The 17,835-nt window shown below is 67.2% G+C and carries 16 protein-coding genes; 7 read left to right on the forward strand and 9 right to left on the reverse strand.

Annotated elements, in window-relative coordinates:
• The gene (locus SLQ33_RS33055; RefSeq protein ID WP_319458157.1) at positions 1-1,431 is read left to right on the forward strand and encodes a neutral zinc metallopeptidase; all 1,431 of its coding nucleotides are present in this window, start codon (positions 1-3) and stop codon (positions 1,429-1,431) included.
• Positions 1,432-1,486: 55 nt separating this feature from the next.
• Here the strand turns inward: SLQ33_RS33055 and SLQ33_RS33060 are convergent, their stop codons facing one another.
• The 3 genes from SLQ33_RS33060 to glgP form a co-directional block, all read right to left on the reverse strand.
• Positions 1,487-2,203, reverse strand: a complete 717-nt coding sequence (locus SLQ33_RS33060) for an MspA family porin (protein WP_319458158.1) — start codon at positions 2,201-2,203, stop codon at positions 1,487-1,489.
• Positions 2,204-2,300: 97 nt separating this feature from the next.
• On the reverse strand, positions 2,301-3,086 hold the full coding sequence (locus SLQ33_RS33065; protein WP_413467775.1) for a virginiamycin B lyase: 786 nt from the start codon (positions 3,084-3,086) through the stop codon (positions 2,301-2,303).
• A 65-nt stretch (positions 3,087-3,151) separates the two neighbouring features.
• Positions 3,152-5,764: an alpha-glucan family phosphorylase gene (gene glgP / locus SLQ33_RS33070; protein ID WP_319458160.1), complete on the reverse strand. Its 2,613-nt coding sequence runs from the start codon at positions 5,762-5,764 to the stop codon at positions 3,152-3,154.
• Between the two features lie 193 nt (positions 5,765-5,957).
• On the opposite strand from glgP, the gene SLQ33_RS33075 reads away from it, so the two are divergent.
• Both SLQ33_RS33075 and glgB read left to right on the forward strand, forming a co-directional pair.
• Positions 5,958-8,045: an alpha-1,4-glucan--maltose-1-phosphate maltosyltransferase gene (locus SLQ33_RS33075; protein WP_319458161.1), complete on the forward strand. Its 2,088-nt coding sequence runs from the start codon at positions 5,958-5,960 to the stop codon at positions 8,043-8,045.
• Between the two features lie 4 nt (positions 8,046-8,049).
• Complete coding sequence (gene glgB, locus SLQ33_RS33080) at positions 8,050-10,257, forward strand: 1,4-alpha-glucan branching protein GlgB (RefSeq protein ID WP_319458162.1); 2,208 nt, start codon at positions 8,050-8,052, stop codon at positions 10,255-10,257.
• A gap of 87 nt (positions 10,258-10,344) precedes the next feature.
• Here the strand turns inward: glgB and SLQ33_RS33085 are convergent, their stop codons facing one another.
• Genes SLQ33_RS33085 through SLQ33_RS33095 form a run of 3 tightly spaced genes read right to left on the reverse strand, consistent with a single transcriptional unit; the run spans position 10,345 to position 12,874 of the window.
• Positions 10,345-11,244, reverse strand: coding sequence for a tetratricopeptide repeat protein (locus SLQ33_RS33085; RefSeq protein ID WP_319458163.1), 900 nt, complete (start codon positions 11,242-11,244; stop codon positions 10,345-10,347).
• A 13-nt stretch (positions 11,245-11,257) separates the two neighbouring features.
• On the reverse strand, positions 11,258-11,641 hold the full coding sequence (locus SLQ33_RS33090) for a DUF3817 domain-containing protein (RefSeq protein ID WP_319458164.1): 384 nt from the start codon (positions 11,639-11,641) through the stop codon (positions 11,258-11,260).
• Between the two features lie 51 nt (positions 11,642-11,692).
• Positions 11,693-12,874, reverse strand: a complete 1,182-nt coding sequence (locus tag SLQ33_RS33095; protein WP_319458165.1) for an acetyl-CoA C-acetyltransferase — start codon at positions 12,872-12,874, stop codon at positions 11,693-11,695.
• 83 nt (positions 12,875-12,957) lie between these two features.
• On the opposite strand from SLQ33_RS33095, the gene mce reads away from it, so the two are divergent.
• Complete coding sequence (gene mce / locus SLQ33_RS33100; RefSeq protein ID WP_319458166.1) at positions 12,958-13,428, forward strand: methylmalonyl-CoA epimerase; 471 nt, start codon at positions 12,958-12,960, stop codon at positions 13,426-13,428.
• A gap of 1 nt (position 13,429) precedes the next feature.
• On the opposite strand, the gene SLQ33_RS33105 is transcribed toward mce, so the two are convergent.
• Both SLQ33_RS33105 and nucS read right to left on the reverse strand, forming a co-directional pair.
• Entirely contained in the window at positions 13,430-13,735 is a 306-nt protein-coding gene (locus tag SLQ33_RS33105; protein ID WP_319458167.1) for a hypothetical protein, read from the reverse strand.
• Positions 13,736-13,752: 17 nt separating this feature from the next.
• Positions 13,753-14,424 carry an endonuclease NucS gene (nucS, locus tag SLQ33_RS33110; protein ID WP_319458168.1) on the reverse strand — a complete coding sequence of 224 codons (672 nt, stop codon included), beginning with the start codon at positions 14,422-14,424 and terminating at the stop codon, positions 13,753-13,755.
• 45 nt (positions 14,425-14,469) lie between these two features.
• On the opposite strand from nucS, the gene SLQ33_RS33115 reads away from it, so the two are divergent.
• The 3 genes from SLQ33_RS33115 (at position 14,470) to SLQ33_RS33125 (ending at position 17,323) form a co-directional block, all read left to right on the forward strand.
• Positions 14,470-16,074, forward strand: a complete 1,605-nt coding sequence (locus SLQ33_RS33115; RefSeq protein ID WP_319458169.1) for an adenylate/guanylate cyclase domain-containing protein — start codon at positions 14,470-14,472, stop codon at positions 16,072-16,074.
• Positions 16,075-16,121: 47 nt separating this feature from the next.
• Positions 16,122-16,892, forward strand: a complete 771-nt coding sequence (locus SLQ33_RS33120) for a hypothetical protein (protein WP_319458170.1) — start codon at positions 16,122-16,124, stop codon at positions 16,890-16,892.
• A gap of 134 nt (positions 16,893-17,026) precedes the next feature.
• The gene (locus SLQ33_RS33125; RefSeq protein ID WP_319458171.1) at positions 17,027-17,323 is read left to right on the forward strand and encodes a hypothetical protein; all 297 of its coding nucleotides are present in this window, start codon (positions 17,027-17,029) and stop codon (positions 17,321-17,323) included.
• Between the two features lie 54 nt (positions 17,324-17,377).
• Here SLQ33_RS33125 and SLQ33_RS33130 read toward each other — a convergent pair whose 3' ends face one another.
• Positions 17,378-17,788, reverse strand: a complete 411-nt coding sequence (locus SLQ33_RS33130) for a DUF4189 domain-containing protein (protein WP_319458172.1) — start codon at positions 17,786-17,788, stop codon at positions 17,378-17,380.
• Positions 17,789-17,835 lie beyond the last annotated feature (47 nt).

Raw genomic sequence — 17,835 nt, forward strand, 5'->3', positions numbered from 1 at the left:
ATGGGCCGACGACACTGGGCTGGTGTCCTGCTGGCGTGTACCGCCATGCTCGTGACGTCGTGTTCGACGACGTTGCAGGGCAAGCCCGTTTCGATCTTCGCCGACCCGTTCCGCGTCGCCGGAATGCCTGCGGTCAACGGCGACACCGGACTGCGCCCCGACGCACTCGGCCCGTCGCGTGTCGTCATCGGCACCGACGGCGGCGAGGTCGACGAGCTCGGCCGCAACGCCGTCAGCGACATCGAGGAGTTCTGGGAGTCCGCGTACGGCGAGACGTTCGACGGCGAGTTCACGCCCGTCGACGAGGTTCTTTCGTGGGACTCCGACGGTGAGAACACGGAGTTCTGCGGCGGGGACACGCTGGGTCTGGTCAACGCCGGATACTGCTTCGACGACAACACGATGGGGTGGGACCGCGGTGAACTGCTGCCGGCCCTTCGCGAGGCGAACGGCGACATGGCGGTGTCGATGGTGCTGGCCCACGAATACGGCCACGCGGTGCAGCACCAGGCCGGGATCACCGATGAGGACACCCCGACGCTGGTCTCCGAACAACAGGCCGACTGTCTGGCCGGCGTGTACATGCGCTGGGTGGCCGAGGGCAACTCGCCGCGGTTCACGCTCAGCACCGCCGACGGGCTCAACAACCTGCTCGCCGCGATGATCGGGTTCCGCGACCCGCTACTGCAGCGGGGCGACCCGGAGGCCACCGAGGACCCGCACGGCTCGGCGTTCGAACGGGTCTCGGCGTTCCAGTTCGGCTTCACCGACGGCGCGGCGTCGTGCGCCGCGATCGACAAGGATGAGATCGAGCAGCGCCGCGGCGACTTGCCAGTCCTGTTGCAGCGCAACGAAACCGGCGAGCTCGAGATCACCAAGGAGTCGGTGCGCGACATCGTCGACGCGATGAACGTGGTGTTCGAGCCCGAGGATCCCCCCAAGGTCGTGTTCGACGCCTCCGAGGAATGCCCGGATTCGAGCAGCGACGATCCCGCGGTCTTCTGCCCCGCCACCAACACGATCGTGATCGACCTGCCCGCGCTGCAGGACCTGGGCACGCCGTCCGAGGACGGTGAACGCGGGTTGGCGAGCGGGGACAACACGGGGTACTCGGTGGTGGTGTCGCGTTATGTGATGGCGCTACAACATGCACGCGGCGTCGCGCTCGACAACGCCGTGGCCGCCCTGCGCACCGCCTGCCTCACCGGGGTGGCGACCGAGAAGATGACGTCGAACATCAGCACGCCCGACGGCAACACCATCACGATCACCGCGGGCGACGTCGACGAGGCGGTTTCGGGCCTGCTCGTCAACGGCTACGTCGCCAGCGACGTCAACGGCGCGACGGTGCCATCGGGCTTCTCGCGCATCGACGCATTCCGAATCGGCGTACTCGGCGACGAGGAACGCTGCTACAAGCGCTTCCCCTGAGCGATTTCGGCGCGCTTTCGGACGCTCAGCGACCGTTTCCGCGCCCAAATCGCAATCAGACGACCTTCGTCGTGCCGTAGTACGCCACGATCGCGTCGGACATCTTCGTCGAACGGGTCAGGAACGCATACGACCGGATGAACGACTGACCGACGCACCCGTCGATCTTGACGTGGAAGTTGCTGATCATCACCCAGGGATCGAAGCCCTCGAACTCCTTCTTGGTGACCGGAACGATGTTGATGATGCCGGGCTTCAAGCCGATCGCGACACCGCCCGTCATCGGCGTCGAGACCACCGGTACGAAGCCCTCTGGCAGCGGCGACGGAATGTCCACGCCTGCGAATCCCAGCGACGGCGTGATGCCCATGCTGCCCGTCAACGTGACGCCGTTCGACGTACTCATATCGATGCCGCACCCGATCTGGTAGCCGACCTCGATGGTTCCGTGGGGCACCTCGGGATCGTCGGGGCCGCGAAGCGTGCCGTTGTACGTGCCTCCGACGACGTACTCGCGCGACGAGAGCGCCGTGGTCAGCGGCGCGTTCGCGAACTGCGTCTCGTCCTTCGCGGACAGGGACAGCGTCCAGCCGTCGGGTGTGTCGGTGAGCTGCGGTGGCGGCGACACGATGCGGCCGTCGTCGGCAACCGGTGCTTGCGCCGCGACGGGCTCCGCGACCACTTCCGAGTCGGGCTCGGCCAACGCCACCGGAGCGGTCAGCCCACCGACCACGGTGCACACGGCGAGCAAGGCAAGCCTGCGAAATGGCATGACGAAACCCCCTGACGTGGCTGTCTTCGGAAGATAACTCGCCGAGGCGCTCCAACCGGGTAGACACCCCCACCGCAAGGTTGCGAAACGGCGTCGATCAGCCCGCGGTGGGAAACCGCAGGACGTAGCCGGTCTCCAGCGCCACCCACAACGCGCCGTCGACTCCGAGCGCCAGCCCGTGCGGCTCGCTATCCGCCGGCAGGTCGATGATCGCGACCTCGCCGTCCGCGCTCACCCTGGCCAGCTGATCGGCGCCCCACAGACTCACCCACACGCCGCCCGTCGGATCGGCGATCACCGCGTGCGGCTTGCCGGGCAGGTCGAGTTCCTGGATCGCGTCGTCCATGGGGATGCGCCCGATCTTGTCGGCGAGGATCGCGGTGAACCAGACGGTGTCGTCGTGTGTGGCGGCGATGCCGACGGGGCCCGCATTGCGGGTGGGCACCTCGCGCTTGGTCAGCCGCCCGGACTGCTCCAGCCGGCCGATCGCATTGGCCTGGTGCATGGTGAACCACAACGCACCGTCGGGACCGGTCGTGATCATCGACGGCCTGCCGCCCACGACGAGCTCCTGGGTCAGCTCGCCGTCGACGCTGATCCGGCCGATCACCCCGGACGTCATCGCCGTGAACCAGAGCGCGCCGTCGCGACCCACCGTGATGCCGAACGGCGCACTGCCGGTGGGTAATTCGAAGGCCGACTGGCGGCCGTCGGTGGTGATGCGGCCGATCCGGTCGTCACCGGTTCTGGTGAACCACAGCGCACCGTCGGGTCCGGCGGCGATCACCGACGGCTTGGCGTCGGTGGCGACGGGATGGACGTCGACGTCGCCGGCCGCGGTCACCCTGGCGATCGCCCCGCCGTGCACGAGGGTGACCCACATGGCGCCGTCGGGCCCGGCGGTCAGCGCATACGGTCCGCCGTCGACGGCCACTTCGACGATGCCATTCACGCGAGCGTGACGAGCCCCAACTCGTTGTCGGCCGCCAGCAGCGGGTGGTGCGGCAGCACCCGCACCGTGTAGCCGACGGAACCGGCCACCGGCAGCGGTGTCGACGTCGAGAACACCTCGTTGCCCCCGTCGGCGGAGCCGGTGTGCGTCATGGGCACGGTCTCCGGCTCGAGCAGCGCGTCGCCTGCGTCGACGCGCCCGACGACGGCCTCCACCACCACCTCGTCGGGCCGCAGTCCGGCCAGGTGAACCCTCGCGGTGAGGGTCAGTTCGGAGCCCAGCAGCGGCGTGTCGGGCAGGCCGTAGCTGTCGACGTCGGTGATCTGAATCTTTGGCCATGCGTCGCGGGCCCGTTCGCAGTACGCGGCCAATTGGCGGGCGGCGCCGAACGGCACCCCGTCGACGGGTTCGATGGTGCGGTGCAGCGACTGCGCGGCCGGTGCGTAGTACTTCTCGGTGTAGTCGCGCACCATCCGCGACGCCAGCACCTTGGGCCCGAGCACCTGCAGCGTGTGGCGGACCATCTCGACCCACCGCCGCGGGACGCCCTGCTCGTCGCGCTCGTAGAACTTCGGCGTCACCGACTTCTCGAGTAGGTCGTAGAGTGCCGCGGCCTCGATGTCGTCGCGGCGGGTCTCGTCGGCGAGTCCGTCGGCAGTGGGAATCTCCCAGCCGTTCTCGCCGTCGTACCACTCGTCCCACCACCCGTCGCGGATCGACAGGTTCAGCCCACCGTTGAGCGCGCTCTTCATGCCCGACGTGCCGCACGCCTCCAGCGGGCGCAGCGGGTTGTTGAGCCACACGTCGCAGCCCCAGTACAGCAGCCGCGCCATCGACATGTCGTAGTCCGGAAGGAAGGCGATTCGGTGGCGCACCTCTTCGCGGTCGGCGAAGCGCACGACCTGCTGAATCAGCGCCTTGCCACCGTCGTCGGCGGGGTGCGACTTGCCTGCGACGATGAGCTGAAGCGGCCGTTCCTCGTCGAGCAGAAGCCGCTCCAACCGTTCCGGATCACGCAGCATCAACGTGAGCCGCTTGTACGTCGGCACCCGGCGGGCGAACCCGATGGTCAGCACGTTCGGGTCGAAAGCCGTTGCGATCCAGCCTAACTCCGCATCCGACGCGCCACGCTCCAGCCAGGACCGGCGCAACCGGGCCCGCACGTCGCCGATCAAGAGCTCGCGCAGCTGCGAGCGGATCCACCACAGATGACCCGGGTCGACCTGCTGCAGCCGCTGCCACGTCTCCGCCTCGCTCAACGAACCGAGGTCGTCGCTGCCGATGAGCTCGCGTGCCAGCTCCACCCACTGCGGCGCCGCCCACGTCGGCGCGTGCACGCCGTTGGTGATCGACCCGATCGGCACCTCCGACTGGTCGAAGCCCGGCCACAACTCGTTGAACATGCCGCGGCTGACCTCGCCGTGCAGCAGCGACACCCCGTTGGCCCGCTGCGCGAGGCGCAGCCCCATGAACGCCATGTTGAACTTCGTCGGGTCGTCCTCTTCACCGAACGCCACGATGCGATCCAGCGGGACGCCGGGCAGCAGCCGCGACATGGCGCCCGCCGGGCCGTCGGCGGAACCCCCGAAGTACCGCTTCACCATCTCCACCGGGAAGCGGTCGATGCCCGCTGGAACCGGGGTGTGGGTGGTGAACACGGTGCTGGAGCGCACCACGGTCAGCGCGGTGTCGAAGTCCAGCCCGCCGTCGGTGACGAGCTCGCGGATGCGCTCCGCGCCGAGGAACCCGGCGTGGCCCTCGTTCATGTGGAACACCTGCGGTTCCGGCAGCCCCTCGGCCGCGGTGAAGGCCCGGATCGCCCGGACGCCGCCGATACCGGCAAGGATCTCCTGCTTGATGCGGTGTTCCTGGTCGCCGCCGTAGAGCCGGTCGGTGACGCTGCGCAGGTCGTGCTCGGTGTCTGGGATGTCGGAATCCAAGAGCAGCAACGGAATTCGACCGACCTGAGCGATCCAGACTCGAGCCTTGAGCTCGCTGGAGTCCGGCATGGCCAACGACACCAGCAGCGGCGCTCCCCCGTCGTCGGCGAGCAGCCGCAGCGGAAGGCCCTGCGGGTCGAGCGCCGGGTAGTTCTCGTGCTGCCACCCGTCGGCCGACAGCGACTGGCGGAAGTAGCCGGAGCGGTACCACAAACCCACCGCGATCAGGGGCAACCCGAGATCCGACGCCGACTTCAGGTGGTCGCCGGCCAGGATTCCCAGCCCTCCGGAGTAGTTCGGCAACACCTCGGCGACGCCGAACTCCATCGAGAAGTAGGCGATGCCCGTTGGCAGCGCAACCCCGGCCGCAACCTGCTCCTGGTACCACATCGGACGGCTCATGTAGTCGTCGAGCTCACCCGCCAGATGATCGAGTCTGCGGAGGAACGATTCGTCGACGGCGAGTTCGTCCAGACGCTTGGGGCTGACGCCGCCCAGCAATGCAACCGGGTCGGGTCCGACCTGCGCCCAGAGTTCGGGATCGATTGTGGCGAACAGATCCTGGGTCGGTGTGTCCCACGACCACCTCAGGTTGACCGACAGTCGTTCCAGCGCCGCGAGTCGCGTGGGCAGATGAGCACGGACGGTGAATCGGCGGAGGGCTTTCACGTGTCTTCACCTTACTGACTCTTCGAACCCGACGAGCGCTGAGCAATTGCTCGACGAGCAGACTGAAACGTCGCCGCCGCATCCGCCACAGTGGGTTGAGCCTGACACTACGGTGGGTATAGGCGCGACAAGGCTTTGAAGCGGAACGCACTACAGCGCGCGGTGGTTGGCCGTGGGCGTGAGGAGTTGGGTAGTGGCCGGTCGTATCGAGATCGATGACGTCGCGCCAGTGGTTTCGAATGGCCGATATCCGGCCAAGGCCGTGGTCGGCGAGGTGATGCCCATCAAGGCGGCAGTGTGGCGTGAGGGCCACGACGCCGTTGCGGCCACCCTGGTGGTGCGCTATCACGGCAAGAGCTACCCACGGTTGGCGAAGCCGCCCGCTGGCGTCGCCGTGCCACCCGTCGAGGCGGTGCCGATCGACGAGGTGATCACGCCCTCCAAGAAACGACCACAGCTGTATCCGATGACGCTGGGGCGCACGCCCGACGTCTTTCACGGCCAGTTCACCCCCGACGCGGTCGGGTTGTGGACCTTCCGGGTCGACGGCTGGGGTGACCCGTTGGCGACCTGGCGCAAGCACGTCACCGCCAAGCTCGAGGCGGGCCAGGGCGAGTCCGAGCTCGACAACGACCTCCTGATTGGCGCGGGGCTGCTGGAGCGCGCGGCGACGGGAGTCCCGCGCCAGGACCGCTTCCCGTTGATCGACGCGGCGACCAGGTTGCGCCAGCCCGGCGACCCGTACACCCGCGCTGGCGCCGCCCTAGCTCAGGACGTGACCGACCTGCTCCACTCGTATCCGCTCCGCGAACTCGTCACCCGCGGTGAGCAATACGGCGTGTGGGTGGATCGCCCATTGGCCCGGTTCAGCGCGTGGTACGAGATGTTCCCGCGGTCCACCGGCGGTACGGACAGCAAGGGCACCGCCGCCCACGGCACCTTCGCCACCGCGAGCAAGGCGCTACCGCGGATCGCGAAGATGGGCTTCGACATCGTCTACCTGCCGCCCATCCACCCGATCGGCAAGGTGCACCGCAAGGGCAGGAACAACACCGTGACGGCGGGAGCCAAGGACGTCGGCTCGCCGTGGGCCATCGGTAGCAGCAAGGGCGGCCACGACGCCGTGCACCCCAAGCTGGGCACCATCGACGACTTCGACGACTTCGTCGCCGCTGCCCGCGACCAAGGCCTCGAGGTCGCCCTCGACCTGGCCCTTCAGTGCGCGCCGGATCACCCGTGGGCCAAGGATCACCCCGAGTGGTTCACCGTGTTGCCCGACGGCACCATCGCCTACGCGGAGAACCCGCCGAAGAAGTATCAGGACATCTATCCGATCAACTTCGACAACGACCCGGCGGGCATCTACCAGGAGGTGCTGCGGGTCGTTCGGTTCTGGATCTCGCACGGCGTCAAGGTGTTTCGGGTCGACAACCCACACACCAAACCGCCCAACTTCTGGGCCTGGCTCATCGCGGAGGCCAAGAACGACGACCCCGACGTGCTGTTCCTGGCCGAGGCGTTCACGCGGCCGGCGCGGCTGTTCGGGCTGGCCAAGCTCGGCTTCACCCAGTCCTACACCTACTTCACCTGGCGCACGGCGAAGTGGGAGCTCACCGAGTTCGGCGAGTCCATCGCCGAGCACGCCGACTACTCGCGGCAGAGCCTGTGGACCAACACGCCCGACATCCTGCACGAGACCCTCCAGCACGGCGGTCCCGGCATGTTCGCCATCCGGGCAGTGATGGCGGCGACGATGAGCTCGACGTGGGGCGTCTACTCCGGGTACGAACTCTTCGAACACCAACCCGTGCGCGCGGGCAGCGAGGAGTACCTCGACTCCGAGAAGTACCAGTTGCGTCCCCGGGACTTCGACGCGGCAGTGGCCAGCGGCGAATCGTTGGAGCCGTTCCTCGCCCGGCTCAACGAGATCCGGCGGCTGCATCCTGCGCTGAGCCAGTTGCGCACCATCAAGTTTCACCACGTCGACAACGATGCGCTGCTGGCCTACAGCAAGTTCGACCCCGTCACGGGTGACTGTGTGCTCGTGGTCGTCACGCTCAACGCGTTCGCCCCGGAGGAGTCGAACATCTGGCTCGACATGGCTGCACTCGGGCTGGAGCCGTACGACCGGTTCTGGGTGCGCGACGAGATCACGGGTGACGAATACCAGTGGGGGCAATCGAATTACGTCCGCATCGACCCCGTTCGGGCCGTCGCACACGTACTGAACATGCCGCAGCTCTCACCCGAGAAGCGGCTCCAACTGCTGCGGAGGGAATGACACCATGACCCGCACCAACTCACTCACCAGTAGCCACTTGCGGCCCGATGCCGCGAACCTCGGGCGGTTGCTCGCCGGCGAGCACCACGACCCGCACTCGGTGCTCGGCGCGCACGAGTACGCCGACCACACCGTCATCCGGGTGCTGCGCCCGAATGCCCTTGAGGTGGTGGCGCTCATCGGCAACGAGCGCTTCCCGTTCAGCCACGTCGAGGACGCGCTCTTCGCGGTCGCCGTGCCGTTCACTGGACTCATCGACTACCGACTCGAGATCAGCTATCCGAGCGGCGACGCCAGCCCCCACGTTCACACGGTGGCCGATCCGTACCGCTTCCTGCCCACACTGGGCGAGGTCGACCTGCACTTGTTCTCCGAGGGCCGGCACGAACGGCTGTGGGAGGTCCTCGGTGCGCACCCGCGCACGTACCACACTCCCGACGGCCCCGTCGATGGTGTCTCGTTCGCAGTCTGGGCGCCGAATGCCAAGGGCGTCAGTCTGATCGGTGAGTTCAACCACTGGAGCGGCATCGATGCCCCGCTGCGCACGCTGGGGGCGACGGGCGTCTGGGAACTGTTCTGGCCTGGCTTCCCGACCGACGGCCTGTACAAGTTCCGCGTCCACGGCGCCGACGGCGTGATCACCGAACGCGCCGACCCGATGGCGTTCGCCACCGAGCTTCCGCCTCAGCGCGCGTCGCGGGTCTCCACGAGCGACTACACGTGGAACGACGACGGGTGGATGACGCAGCGTGCGTCGCGCAATCCGGTGTTCGAGCCGATGAGCACCTACGAGGTGCACCTGATGTCATGGCGTCCGGGGCTGAGCTATCGCGAGTTGGCCACGGAGCTAACCGATTACGTGGTCGAGCAGGGCTTCACCCACGTCGAACTGTTGCCGGTCGCCGAGCATCCGTTCGGCGGTTCGTGGGGTTATCAGGTGACGTCGTACTACGCGCCGACGTCGCGGCTGGGAACTCCTGACGACTTCCGGTATCTGGTGGACAGGTTGCACCAGGCTGGCATCGGGGTCATCGTCGACTGGGTGCCCGCGCACTTCCCGAAGGACGCATGGGCGCTTGGCCGCTTCGACGGCACCCCGCTCTACGAGCACTCCGACCCCACGCGGGGCGAGCAACTCGACTGGGGCACATACGTGTTCGACTTTGGCCGACCCGAGGTGCGCAACTTTCTGGTGGCCAACGCGCTGTACTGGCTTCAGGAGTTCCACGTCGACGGCCTGAGGGTCGATGCGGTGGCATCGATGCTGTACCTGGACTACTCGCGTCCGGCCGACGGCTGGACGCCCAACGTGTACGGCGGCCGGGAGAACCTCGAGGCGGTGCAGTTCCTGCAGGAGATGAACGCCACCGTCCACAAGCTCGCGCCTGGCATCGTGACGATCGCCGAGGAGTCGACGTCGTGGCCCGGAGTCACCCGGCCGACGAGCCTTGGCGGACTTGGCTTCTCGATGAAGTGGAACATGGGCTGGATGAACGACACGTTGGCGTTCATCAGTCGCGACCCGATCCACCGGAGCTATCACCACCACGAGATGACGTTCTCGTTGCTCTACGCGTTCAGCGAGAACTTCGTGTTGCCGATCAGCCACGACGAGGTCGTGCACGGCAAGGGCACGTTGTGGGCGCGGTTGCCCGGCAACGACCACGTCAAGGCGGCCGGGTTGCGCGGGCTGCTTGCCTACCAGTGGGCACATCCGGGCAAGCAGTTGCTGTTCATGGGCCAGGAGTTCGGCCAGCGCGCCGAGTGGTCGGAGGAACGCGGCCTCGACTGGTTCCAGTTGGGCGAGCAGGGTTTCTCGGGCGGCCTGCAGCGGTTCGTGCGCGACATCAACGGCATCTACCGCTCCAGCCGGGCGATGTGGTCACGGGACTCGAGTCCCGAGGGCTACTCGTGGATCGACGCCAACGACTCGGCCAACAACGTGCTGAGCTTCCTGCGCTTCGGCGACGACGGCTCGGTGATGGCGTGCGTGTTCAACTTTTCCGGCTCCGAGCACGCCCAATACCGGCTCGGCCTGCCGCATGCCGGCACCTGGCGTGAGGTGCTCAACACGGATTCCGACGTCTACAACGGCGCGGGAATCGGCAACTACGGCGCGGTCGAGGCCACCAACGACCCGTGGCACGGCCGCCCGGCGTCGGCGGTCATGGTGTTGCCGCCGTTGGCCGCGGTGTGGTTCGAGCCCGCCTAGCTCGACCCCGGATCACCGGCGAGCCTGCTGGGAGATCGTCCTGAGCGCGAAATCAGCGATCTCACCGCAGTCTCGGCGAGAAGGAAGTCAGTAGAGCGCGTTGGCCAGGTTGCGCCGACCCGCGATGACGACCGGGTCGGCGGGATCGAACAGGTCGAACAGGTCGATGAGCCGGGTCCGCACCTTTGTCCGCTCGTCGTCGGCGGTGCGCTTCACCAACGCGATCAAGCGGTCGTAGGCACCGGCAACGTCCTGCTGCAACACCTGGACGTCGGCGGCGGCGAATGCTGCGTCGATGTCATCGGGCGCCGCATCGGCGCGCGCGACGGCGTCGGGTGAGTGGGCCGTCGCCCGCTTGAGGAAGACGATCTGCTGAATCGCGCCCTTGGCCTCGGCATGCCCGGGTTTGGCGTCGAGGATGGCCTGATACGCGGTGATGGCGGCGTCGAAGTCGCCGTTGTCGAGGTAATCGCGCGCCTGCGCCAACTCGGGGTCGACCTCCTCGGCCTCGACCTCGCCCTCGGCCCCTCCGGCCAACTTGCCCGCGGTGGCGTTCAGCAGCGAGTCGACCCAGCGGCGGAGCTGCTCGGGCGGCTGGCCACCTTGGAAGCTGGCCAGCGGTTGCCCGCCGGCGAGCGCCACCACCGTGGGGATGGCCTCGACGCCGAACATCTGCGCCACTCTCGGGGTGGTGTCGACGTTGACCGTCGCCAGCGACCACTTGCCGCCGTCTGCGTCAGCCAGCGCGGCCAGAGTGTCGCCCAATGCGATGCTGGCCTCGCTGCGCGGTGACCACAACAGCACGACGACCGGCATCGTGTTCGAGCGGACGATCACCTCGGCTTCGATGTTGGCCTCGGTGACCTCGACGCCGCCGGGAGCAAGGGTCGCCGCCGCGCCGGCACTGCTCGGCGGGGGCTGTTTGAGTGCTGACAAGTCGATTGCGCCGGCGAGCGCGGGTCCGATGGAAGGTCGTGGACGCGTCACGCCTTCAAGTCTGTCACGTCGGTTCGGCGACCGGCGGTGCGGTTGTGACGGTCGCCGGAGCACCCATGCGGCCGGTTCGATCGGCCCAGATGAGGAAGATCACACTGCCCAGCGGCACGATGCTGCCCAGCAACGCCAACAACCAGGTGCCCAGGCCCCACTTGACCGCGATTCCGACGAGCAGTGCGGCCACCACGAAGGCGATGAAGATGCCTCCGTGGATGGGCCCGAAGACCTTGACGCCCACCTCTGTCTGCGGACTACCGAGGTACTTGAAGTACATCCCGATCAGCAGACCTGCCCAGCTGACCGCCTCCGCGAAGGCGATCAACCGGAACCAGCCCGCAACGGTGCTTCCCTTGCGTTGAACCTCGGAGGTCGTCGTCATGGCCGCCATTGTGCCCGAATCCGCGGCCAGCTACTACAGAGCGTCGTTGACGTCGCCGGCTCAGGGGCGTCGCAACACCAGTGCGTCGCCCTGCCCACCGGCCCCGCATAGGGCGGCGACGGCGTAGCCGGAGCCCTTTCGGGCCAACTCGAGCGCCGCGTGCAGGGTGATGCGGGCGCCCGACATGCCGATCGGGTGGCCGACCGCGATGGCGCCGCCGTTGACGTTGACCTTGTCGGCGTCGACGCCGAGCTCCTTGGTCGAGGCCAGCGAGACCGCCGAGAACGCCTCGTTGATCTCGATGACGTCCAGCTGGTCGACGGTGATGCCCTCCTTGGCGATCGCCTTCTTGATGGCGTTCGCGGGCTGGCTCTGCAGCGTCGAGTCGGGGCCGGCCACCACGCCGTGCGCGCCGATCTCGACGAGCCAGGTCAGCCCGAGCTCCTCGGCCTTGGCCTTGTTCATCACCACGACAGCACATGCGCCGTCGGAGATCTGCGACGCCGAGCCCGCGGTGATGGTGCCGTCCTTGCGGAAGGCAGGCTTCAGCCCACCGAGCGACTCCGCAGTGGTGTTCGCGCGGATGCCCTCGTCCTCGGCGAACTCGATCGGGTCGCCCTTGCGCTGCGGGATCGAGACGGGCACCACCTCGTCGGCGAACACCCCGTCCTTCCAGGCGGCGGCGGCCAGTTGATGCGACCGGGCAGCGAATTCGTCCTGCTCGGCGCGGGTGAACTGGTCGACGTCGTTGCGCTGCTCGGTGAGCGCACCCATGGGCTGGTCGGTGAAGACGTCGTGCAGGCCGTCGTAGGCCAGGTGGTCGAGCACGGTGACGTCGCCGTACTTGTAGCCCGAGCGGCTGTCCATCAGCAGGTGCGGCGCCTTGGTCATCGACTCCTGGCCACCGGCGACGACGACGTCGAACTCGCCCGCCCGGATCAGCTGATCGGCCAGCGCGATGGCATCGATGCCGGAAAGGCACATCTTGTTGATGGTCAGTGACGGCACGTCCCACCCGATGCCCCCTGCGACGGCGGCCTGGCGAGCGGGCATCTGCCCGGCCCCCGCCGTCAGCACCTGACCCATGATCACGTACTCCACGGCCGACGCCGGAACCCCGGCCTTCTCGAGCGCGCCCTTGATCGCTACCGCCCCAAGGTCGCTACCGGAGAAGTCCTTCAGCGAACCCATGAGCTTGCCTATCGGGGTGCGTGCTCCAGCAACTATCACCGACGTGGTCATTTGCTACCTCCAAGGGCCAGGTGCCGGCAGATGTGGCCGATCACACATTCCGCAAACATTCAGGTAAAGGTTACCGTTACGTTATGACGACCGAGCAGGTTGATGCACGTCCGGTGCTCGCCAGTGCGTTGGTAACCGCGATCGACCACGTCGGGATTGCGGTCCCCGACCTCGACGTCGCCATCAAGTGGTATCACGACCACCTCGGCATGATCGTCCTCCACGAAGAAGTCAACGAGGACCAGGGCATTCGCGAAGCCATGCTGTCGGTCCGCGGCGCAGCCAAGGGCAGCGCCCAGGTGCAGCTGATGGCCCCGCTCGACGAGAACTCGACCATCGCCAAGTTCCTCGACAAGCGCGGTCCGGGTCTGCAGCAGTTCGCCTACCGCGTCAGTGACCTCGAAGCGATCTCCGACAAGCTGCGCGCCGATGGCATCCGGCTGATCTACGACGTGCCGCGCAGGGGTACGTCGAACTCCAAAATCAACTTCATCCACCCCAAGGACGCTGGCGGCGTGCTGGTCGAGCTCGTCGAGCCGGCCGACGACCACTGACCTAGGACCACTTCCTCGTCGGGTTCCGGTTGCGCCGGTTGGCCCAGCACGACGTGTGCCAGTGCCGACGGTCGTCGACGGCCGACTCCCCCGCCGCTCCGTTTCCAAAAGGCCATGTCACTACGTGCGCGGTGCCCGGTTTGACCTCTTGATCGCATCCCGGGCAGCGATAGGTCTTGGTGGCGCGGGTCGCGGCGACTGGCCGCACCTCGTAGTCGTAGCCGTCGGGACCTTCTTCGATGCGCCGCGACGCCAGCACCGGCGGCAGCACCCGTGGTCTACGGGGCGGAGGCCGACGCCTTGGCATGACTTCAGTGTAGGCGCTCAGAACAGCCGGAACTCGTTGCTGTCCAGGCCGCGCATCTCGTCGTAATCCAATGTCACACAACGTATCCCGCGGTCAGTGGCCAAGGTGCGCGCCTGAGGCTTGATCTGCTGGGCGGCGAAGACCCCGCTGACGGGCGCGAGCACGGTGTCCCTGTTGAGCAGCTCGAGATAGCGGGTGAGCTGTTCGACGCCGTCGATCTCGCCGCGCCGCTTGATCTCCACGGCCACCGATTGCCCCAACTCGTCGCGGCACATCAAGTCGACCGGGCCGATCGCCGTCATGTACTCACGGCGAACCAGCGTGTACCCCATCCCCAGTAGTTCGACGTGCTCGGCGAGCAGCTCCTGCAGGTGCGCCTCGACGCCGTCCTTGACCAACCCCGGGTCCACCCCGAGCTCGTGGCTCGAATCGTGCTCGACGTCCTCGACGGTGATGCGCAGCTGCTCGCCCGCCTTGTTCGCGACGACCCAGACGGGTGACAGGCCGTCGCCCTCCTCGGTGACCCAGCACGGTGGGCTCATCCAGTTCAACGGCTTGTAGGCCCGGTCGTCGGCATGCACGCTCACCGACCCGTCGGCCTTGAACAGCAGCAAACGACGGGCCGAGGGCAGATGAGCGGTAAGACGGCCGACGTAGTCGACGGTGCACTGGGCAATGACGAGCCGCACCGAACCACCATAGAGGGCGCGCGGCATTACTAGGCTGGCGCCACGATGAACGCCAGCAAGAGCGTTGCGCACCGACTCGGCCGGGTGTTGGAGACGGTGACCCGGCAGAGCGGCCGACTGCCGGATACGCCCGCCTTCGGCTCCTGGCTGCTGGGCAAGCCGTCCGAAAGCCAGCGCCGCCGGCGCGTGCGGATTCAGCTCATCCTGACGGTCTTCCTCTTGTTCTGGAACGTGCTCGGCATCGCCGTCACGCTGCTGTTGGTGATCGTCGCGATCCCGGTGCCGAGCATCTTCAGCGACGCCCCGCTGTGGATCACCTTCGTGGTGTCTCCGGCCTATGTCGCGCTGGCGCTGGTGTTGGGCATCTTCTGGATCACCCGGCGGACGGTCAACGCACTGCGATGGTCGATCGAAGGACGTCCGCCAACCCGTGCCGATCAGCTCAACACGTTCCTGGCGCCCTGGCGGGTGGCGAAGGCGCACCTGCTGCTCTGGGGTCTCGGTACCGCGCTGTTGACCACGCTCTACGGACTGGCGGACTCCGTGTTCGTCCCGCGGTTCCTGTTTTCGGTGGGATTTCCCGGTGTCATCGTGGCCACGGCCTGCTATCTCACGACCGAGTTTGCGCTGCGCCCAGTGGCCGCTCAGGCGCTGGAGGCCGGTCCACCGCCTCGTCGACTGACCGCGGGCATCATGGGCCGCACCATGATCGTGTGGCTGCTCGGCTCCGGTGTGCCGATGATCGGCATCGTGATCACCGGGGTGTTCGCACTGTCGCTGCAGAACCTGACCGAGACGCAATTTGCGGTGGCCGTGATGATCATTGCGGTGCTGGCGCTGAGCTTCGGCTTCCTCTTGATGTGGCTACTCTCCTGGCTCACTGCCACGCCGGTGCGGGTGGTACGGACCGCGCTCAAGCGGGTCGAGCAAGGCGATCTCGACTGCAACGTGGTGGTGTTCGACGGAACCGAACTCGGTGAACTGCAGCGCGGATTCAACTCGATGGTGCACGGCCTGCGCGAACGCGAACGGGTCCGTGACCTGTTCGGGCGTCACGTCGGGCGCGAGGTCGCGGCCCTCGCCGAGCAGGAACGTCCGAAGCTCGGCGGCGAAGAACGCCACGCCGCAATGATATTCGTCGACATCATCGGGTCGACCCAAATGGTGACCACCCGGCCGGCCACCGAGATCGTCGAGCTGCTCAACCGCTTCTTCGCCGTGATCGTCGACGAGGTCGATCGCCACCACGGATTGGTCAACAAGTTCGAGGGCGACGCGGTGCTCGCCGTCTTCGGTGCGCCGGTGTCGTTGGAAAACCCCGACGACGAAGCACTTTCGGCAGCACGCGCCATGGCCGACCGGTTGCGCGTCGAGGTACCCGAATGCGAAGCCGGCATCGGGGTGGCGTCGGGGCAGGTGGTCGCGGGCAACGTCGGCGCCAAGGAACGGTTCGAGTACACCGTCATCGGCGAACCGGTGAACGAGGCGGCGCGGCTGTCCGAATTGTCCAAGCAGGTGCCCGGTCACCTGATCGCCGCGTCGGACACCGTCGCCAAGGCCAGCGAAACCGAAAGGGCCCGTTGGGTTCTTGGCGACACCGTGACGTTGCGCGGCCACGAGGATCCGACACGACTCGCCACACCGGCCTAGAACCGAGCATCGGGCCGGCAGCACCACAGACGAAAGGGAGCCGACACATGGCCGAACACGATCCGGACCGCGTAGGCGGACTCGCCTGGACCCGACGGACCCGCGGAAAGCTCAGCCCGTCGGAACGTCGGCGCCTGCTCGGCGCGATCGTGTTGGCGCAGGGCAATTATCTCGTTGGGCGCCTCAAGTTTGCGACTGGTCGGACACCCGTTGGCGCCAGCCATCTTTCGGCCGCAGCGCTGACCCCTCCGGATTCCGCATTCGCGAGGGCGGCTGAAGAGGCCGCACTTGAACAGCCGCCGTCCGTCGTCGGACACGGCTACCGGACCTGGATGTTCGGATCGGCGCTCGCGACGCTCGACCGAGCGGCGTTGGATCCTGAATTGTTCTACGTCGCATCACTTCTACACGACCATGGGATTGCCGAGCCGGTGCGAGGCGAGGACTTCACGCTGCGGAGCGCGGACAGGTTGGAGCAATGCGGGCGAGGCGTCAACGCCGCGGAGGCGGACATCCGTTCGGCCGCCGACGCGGTCACCGTACACACGACGCCGGGCATCAGCATCGAACGCGACGGCGCCCTGGGCGTTTACGTGCAAACCGGGGCGATGTTCGACCTCGCCGGACTTCGGGGTGCCGACCTGAGTTGGGACTACCGCGGCGCGGTGATCCGGCGACACCCGCGCGATGGAGTGACCGACGCGATCGTGCCGATGATCAAGGCCGAGGCCCGGGCCAATCCCGACGGGCGGTTTGGCTTGCTCCATCGATGTGGATTCACCGTGTTGGTCAAGCAGAACCCGCTTCGGCCTCGGTAGCCCCTTGGCCGTCGAGCCGACACGACTCGCCGCGGCGGTTCAGAACCGCTGAACGGCACCTCGTGCGCGCTACGCTTCAGGGCGTTCTCACAGGCGTCACTCAGGCCCCAGCGTGACGCGGAGAGGGTGGTCGCATGTCGTACGCGCCGCGACTCCTGGCGCCGTTGCTTGCCGCACTCGCCGCCGCCACGACGCTCGCACCCACTGCGGCCTCGGATCCCGACATCGACACCGAGTCCGCCGCGGCCGTCATCGACGAACTCAAGGAGCAGGGCTACCGCGTCGAGATCAAGGGCGTCTCGAACGATGACACCTCATTGCTCACCGGCTGCACCGTGACCTCCATCCGCAACCCCGGGAACCCCACGCCAGACCCGACCGCGACGACCACGGTCTACGTCGAGGTCGCCTGCCCCATCCGACACAGCTGACACGAGTCGGCCCGTCACCCCACAGCGCGGGGTGACGGGTCGACGTCGTCGCACTCAGATGCAGTAGTAGTTCTTGACCTGACTGCCGTACAACTTCGACTGTGCGTCCTTCATCGCCTTGGGCAACGTAGTGCCACTGCCGCCGACGTACTCCGCGCCGCCGTTTCGCGTGGAGAGCACCACGCACCCGTTCTTCGGCGACACCGCGGCGACACCGCAGAAACCGCCTGCGATGTTGCAGTTGTGCATGGCCGCCGTCACTGCGACGTCCTTGTTGGCGTTGCGGCCGTAGCCGTACACCTTGTAGACGGTCGAGTACGTGACGGCGACGTACTCGCCCGATGCCGCCGTGGCGGGTGCGGCGGTACTGAGCCCGCCGGCGGCCAAGCCGCTCAGCGCGGCAGCGGTCAAGGTGGCCGCGACGAGGGTGCGTCGGCGCGACGTCGTTGCGATGGTGGTGGTCATGACTACTCCTTCGAGGTTGTCGCCACCGGTCGGCGGCGTTCGAAGGT

Source organism: Mycobacterium sp. RTGN6, from assembly GCF_033804605.1.
Lineage (GTDB): Bacteria > Actinomycetota > Actinomycetes > Mycobacteriales > Mycobacteriaceae > Mycobacterium.

Bases quoted from the DNA above. Each gene is read 5' to 3' on its own strand.
- SLQ33_RS33065 (WP_413467775.1), bottom strand. From the start codon at position 3,086: ATGTGGGTCACCCTCGTGCACGGCGGGGCGATCGCCAGGGTGACCGCG.
- SLQ33_RS33115 (WP_319458169.1), top strand. From the start codon at position 14,470: ATGAACGCCAGCAAGAGCGTTGCGCACCGACTCGGCCGGGTGTTGGAG.
- SLQ33_RS33095 (WP_319458165.1), bottom strand. From the start codon at position 12,874: ATGACCACGTCGGTGATAGTTGCTGGAGCACGCACCCCGATAGGCAAG.
- SLQ33_RS33120 (WP_319458170.1), top strand. From the start codon at position 16,122: ATGGCCGAACACGATCCGGACCGCGTAGGCGGACTCGCCTGGACCCGA.
- glgB (WP_319458162.1), top strand. From the start codon at position 8,050: ATGACCCGCACCAACTCACTCACCAGTAGCCACTTGCGGCCCGATGCC.
- SLQ33_RS33105 (WP_319458167.1), bottom strand. From the start codon at position 13,735: ATGCCAAGGCGTCGGCCTCCGCCCCGTAGACCACGGGTGCTGCCGCCG.
- mce (WP_319458166.1), top strand. From the start codon at position 12,958: ATGACGACCGAGCAGGTTGATGCACGTCCGGTGCTCGCCAGTGCGTTG.
- SLQ33_RS33055 (WP_319458157.1), top strand. From the start codon at position 1: ATGGGCCGACGACACTGGGCTGGTGTCCTGCTGGCGTGTACCGCCATG.
- SLQ33_RS33125 (WP_319458171.1), top strand. From the start codon at position 17,027: ATGTCGTACGCGCCGCGACTCCTGGCGCCGTTGCTTGCCGCACTCGCC.
- SLQ33_RS33090 (WP_319458164.1), bottom strand. From the start codon at position 11,641: ATGGCGGCCATGACGACGACCTCCGAGGTTCAACGCAAGGGAAGCACC.
- SLQ33_RS33130 (WP_319458172.1), bottom strand. From the start codon at position 17,788: ATGACCACCACCATCGCAACGACGTCGCGCCGACGCACCCTCGTCGCG.
- SLQ33_RS33060 (WP_319458158.1), bottom strand. From the start codon at position 2,203: ATGCCATTTCGCAGGCTTGCCTTGCTCGCCGTGTGCACCGTGGTCGGT.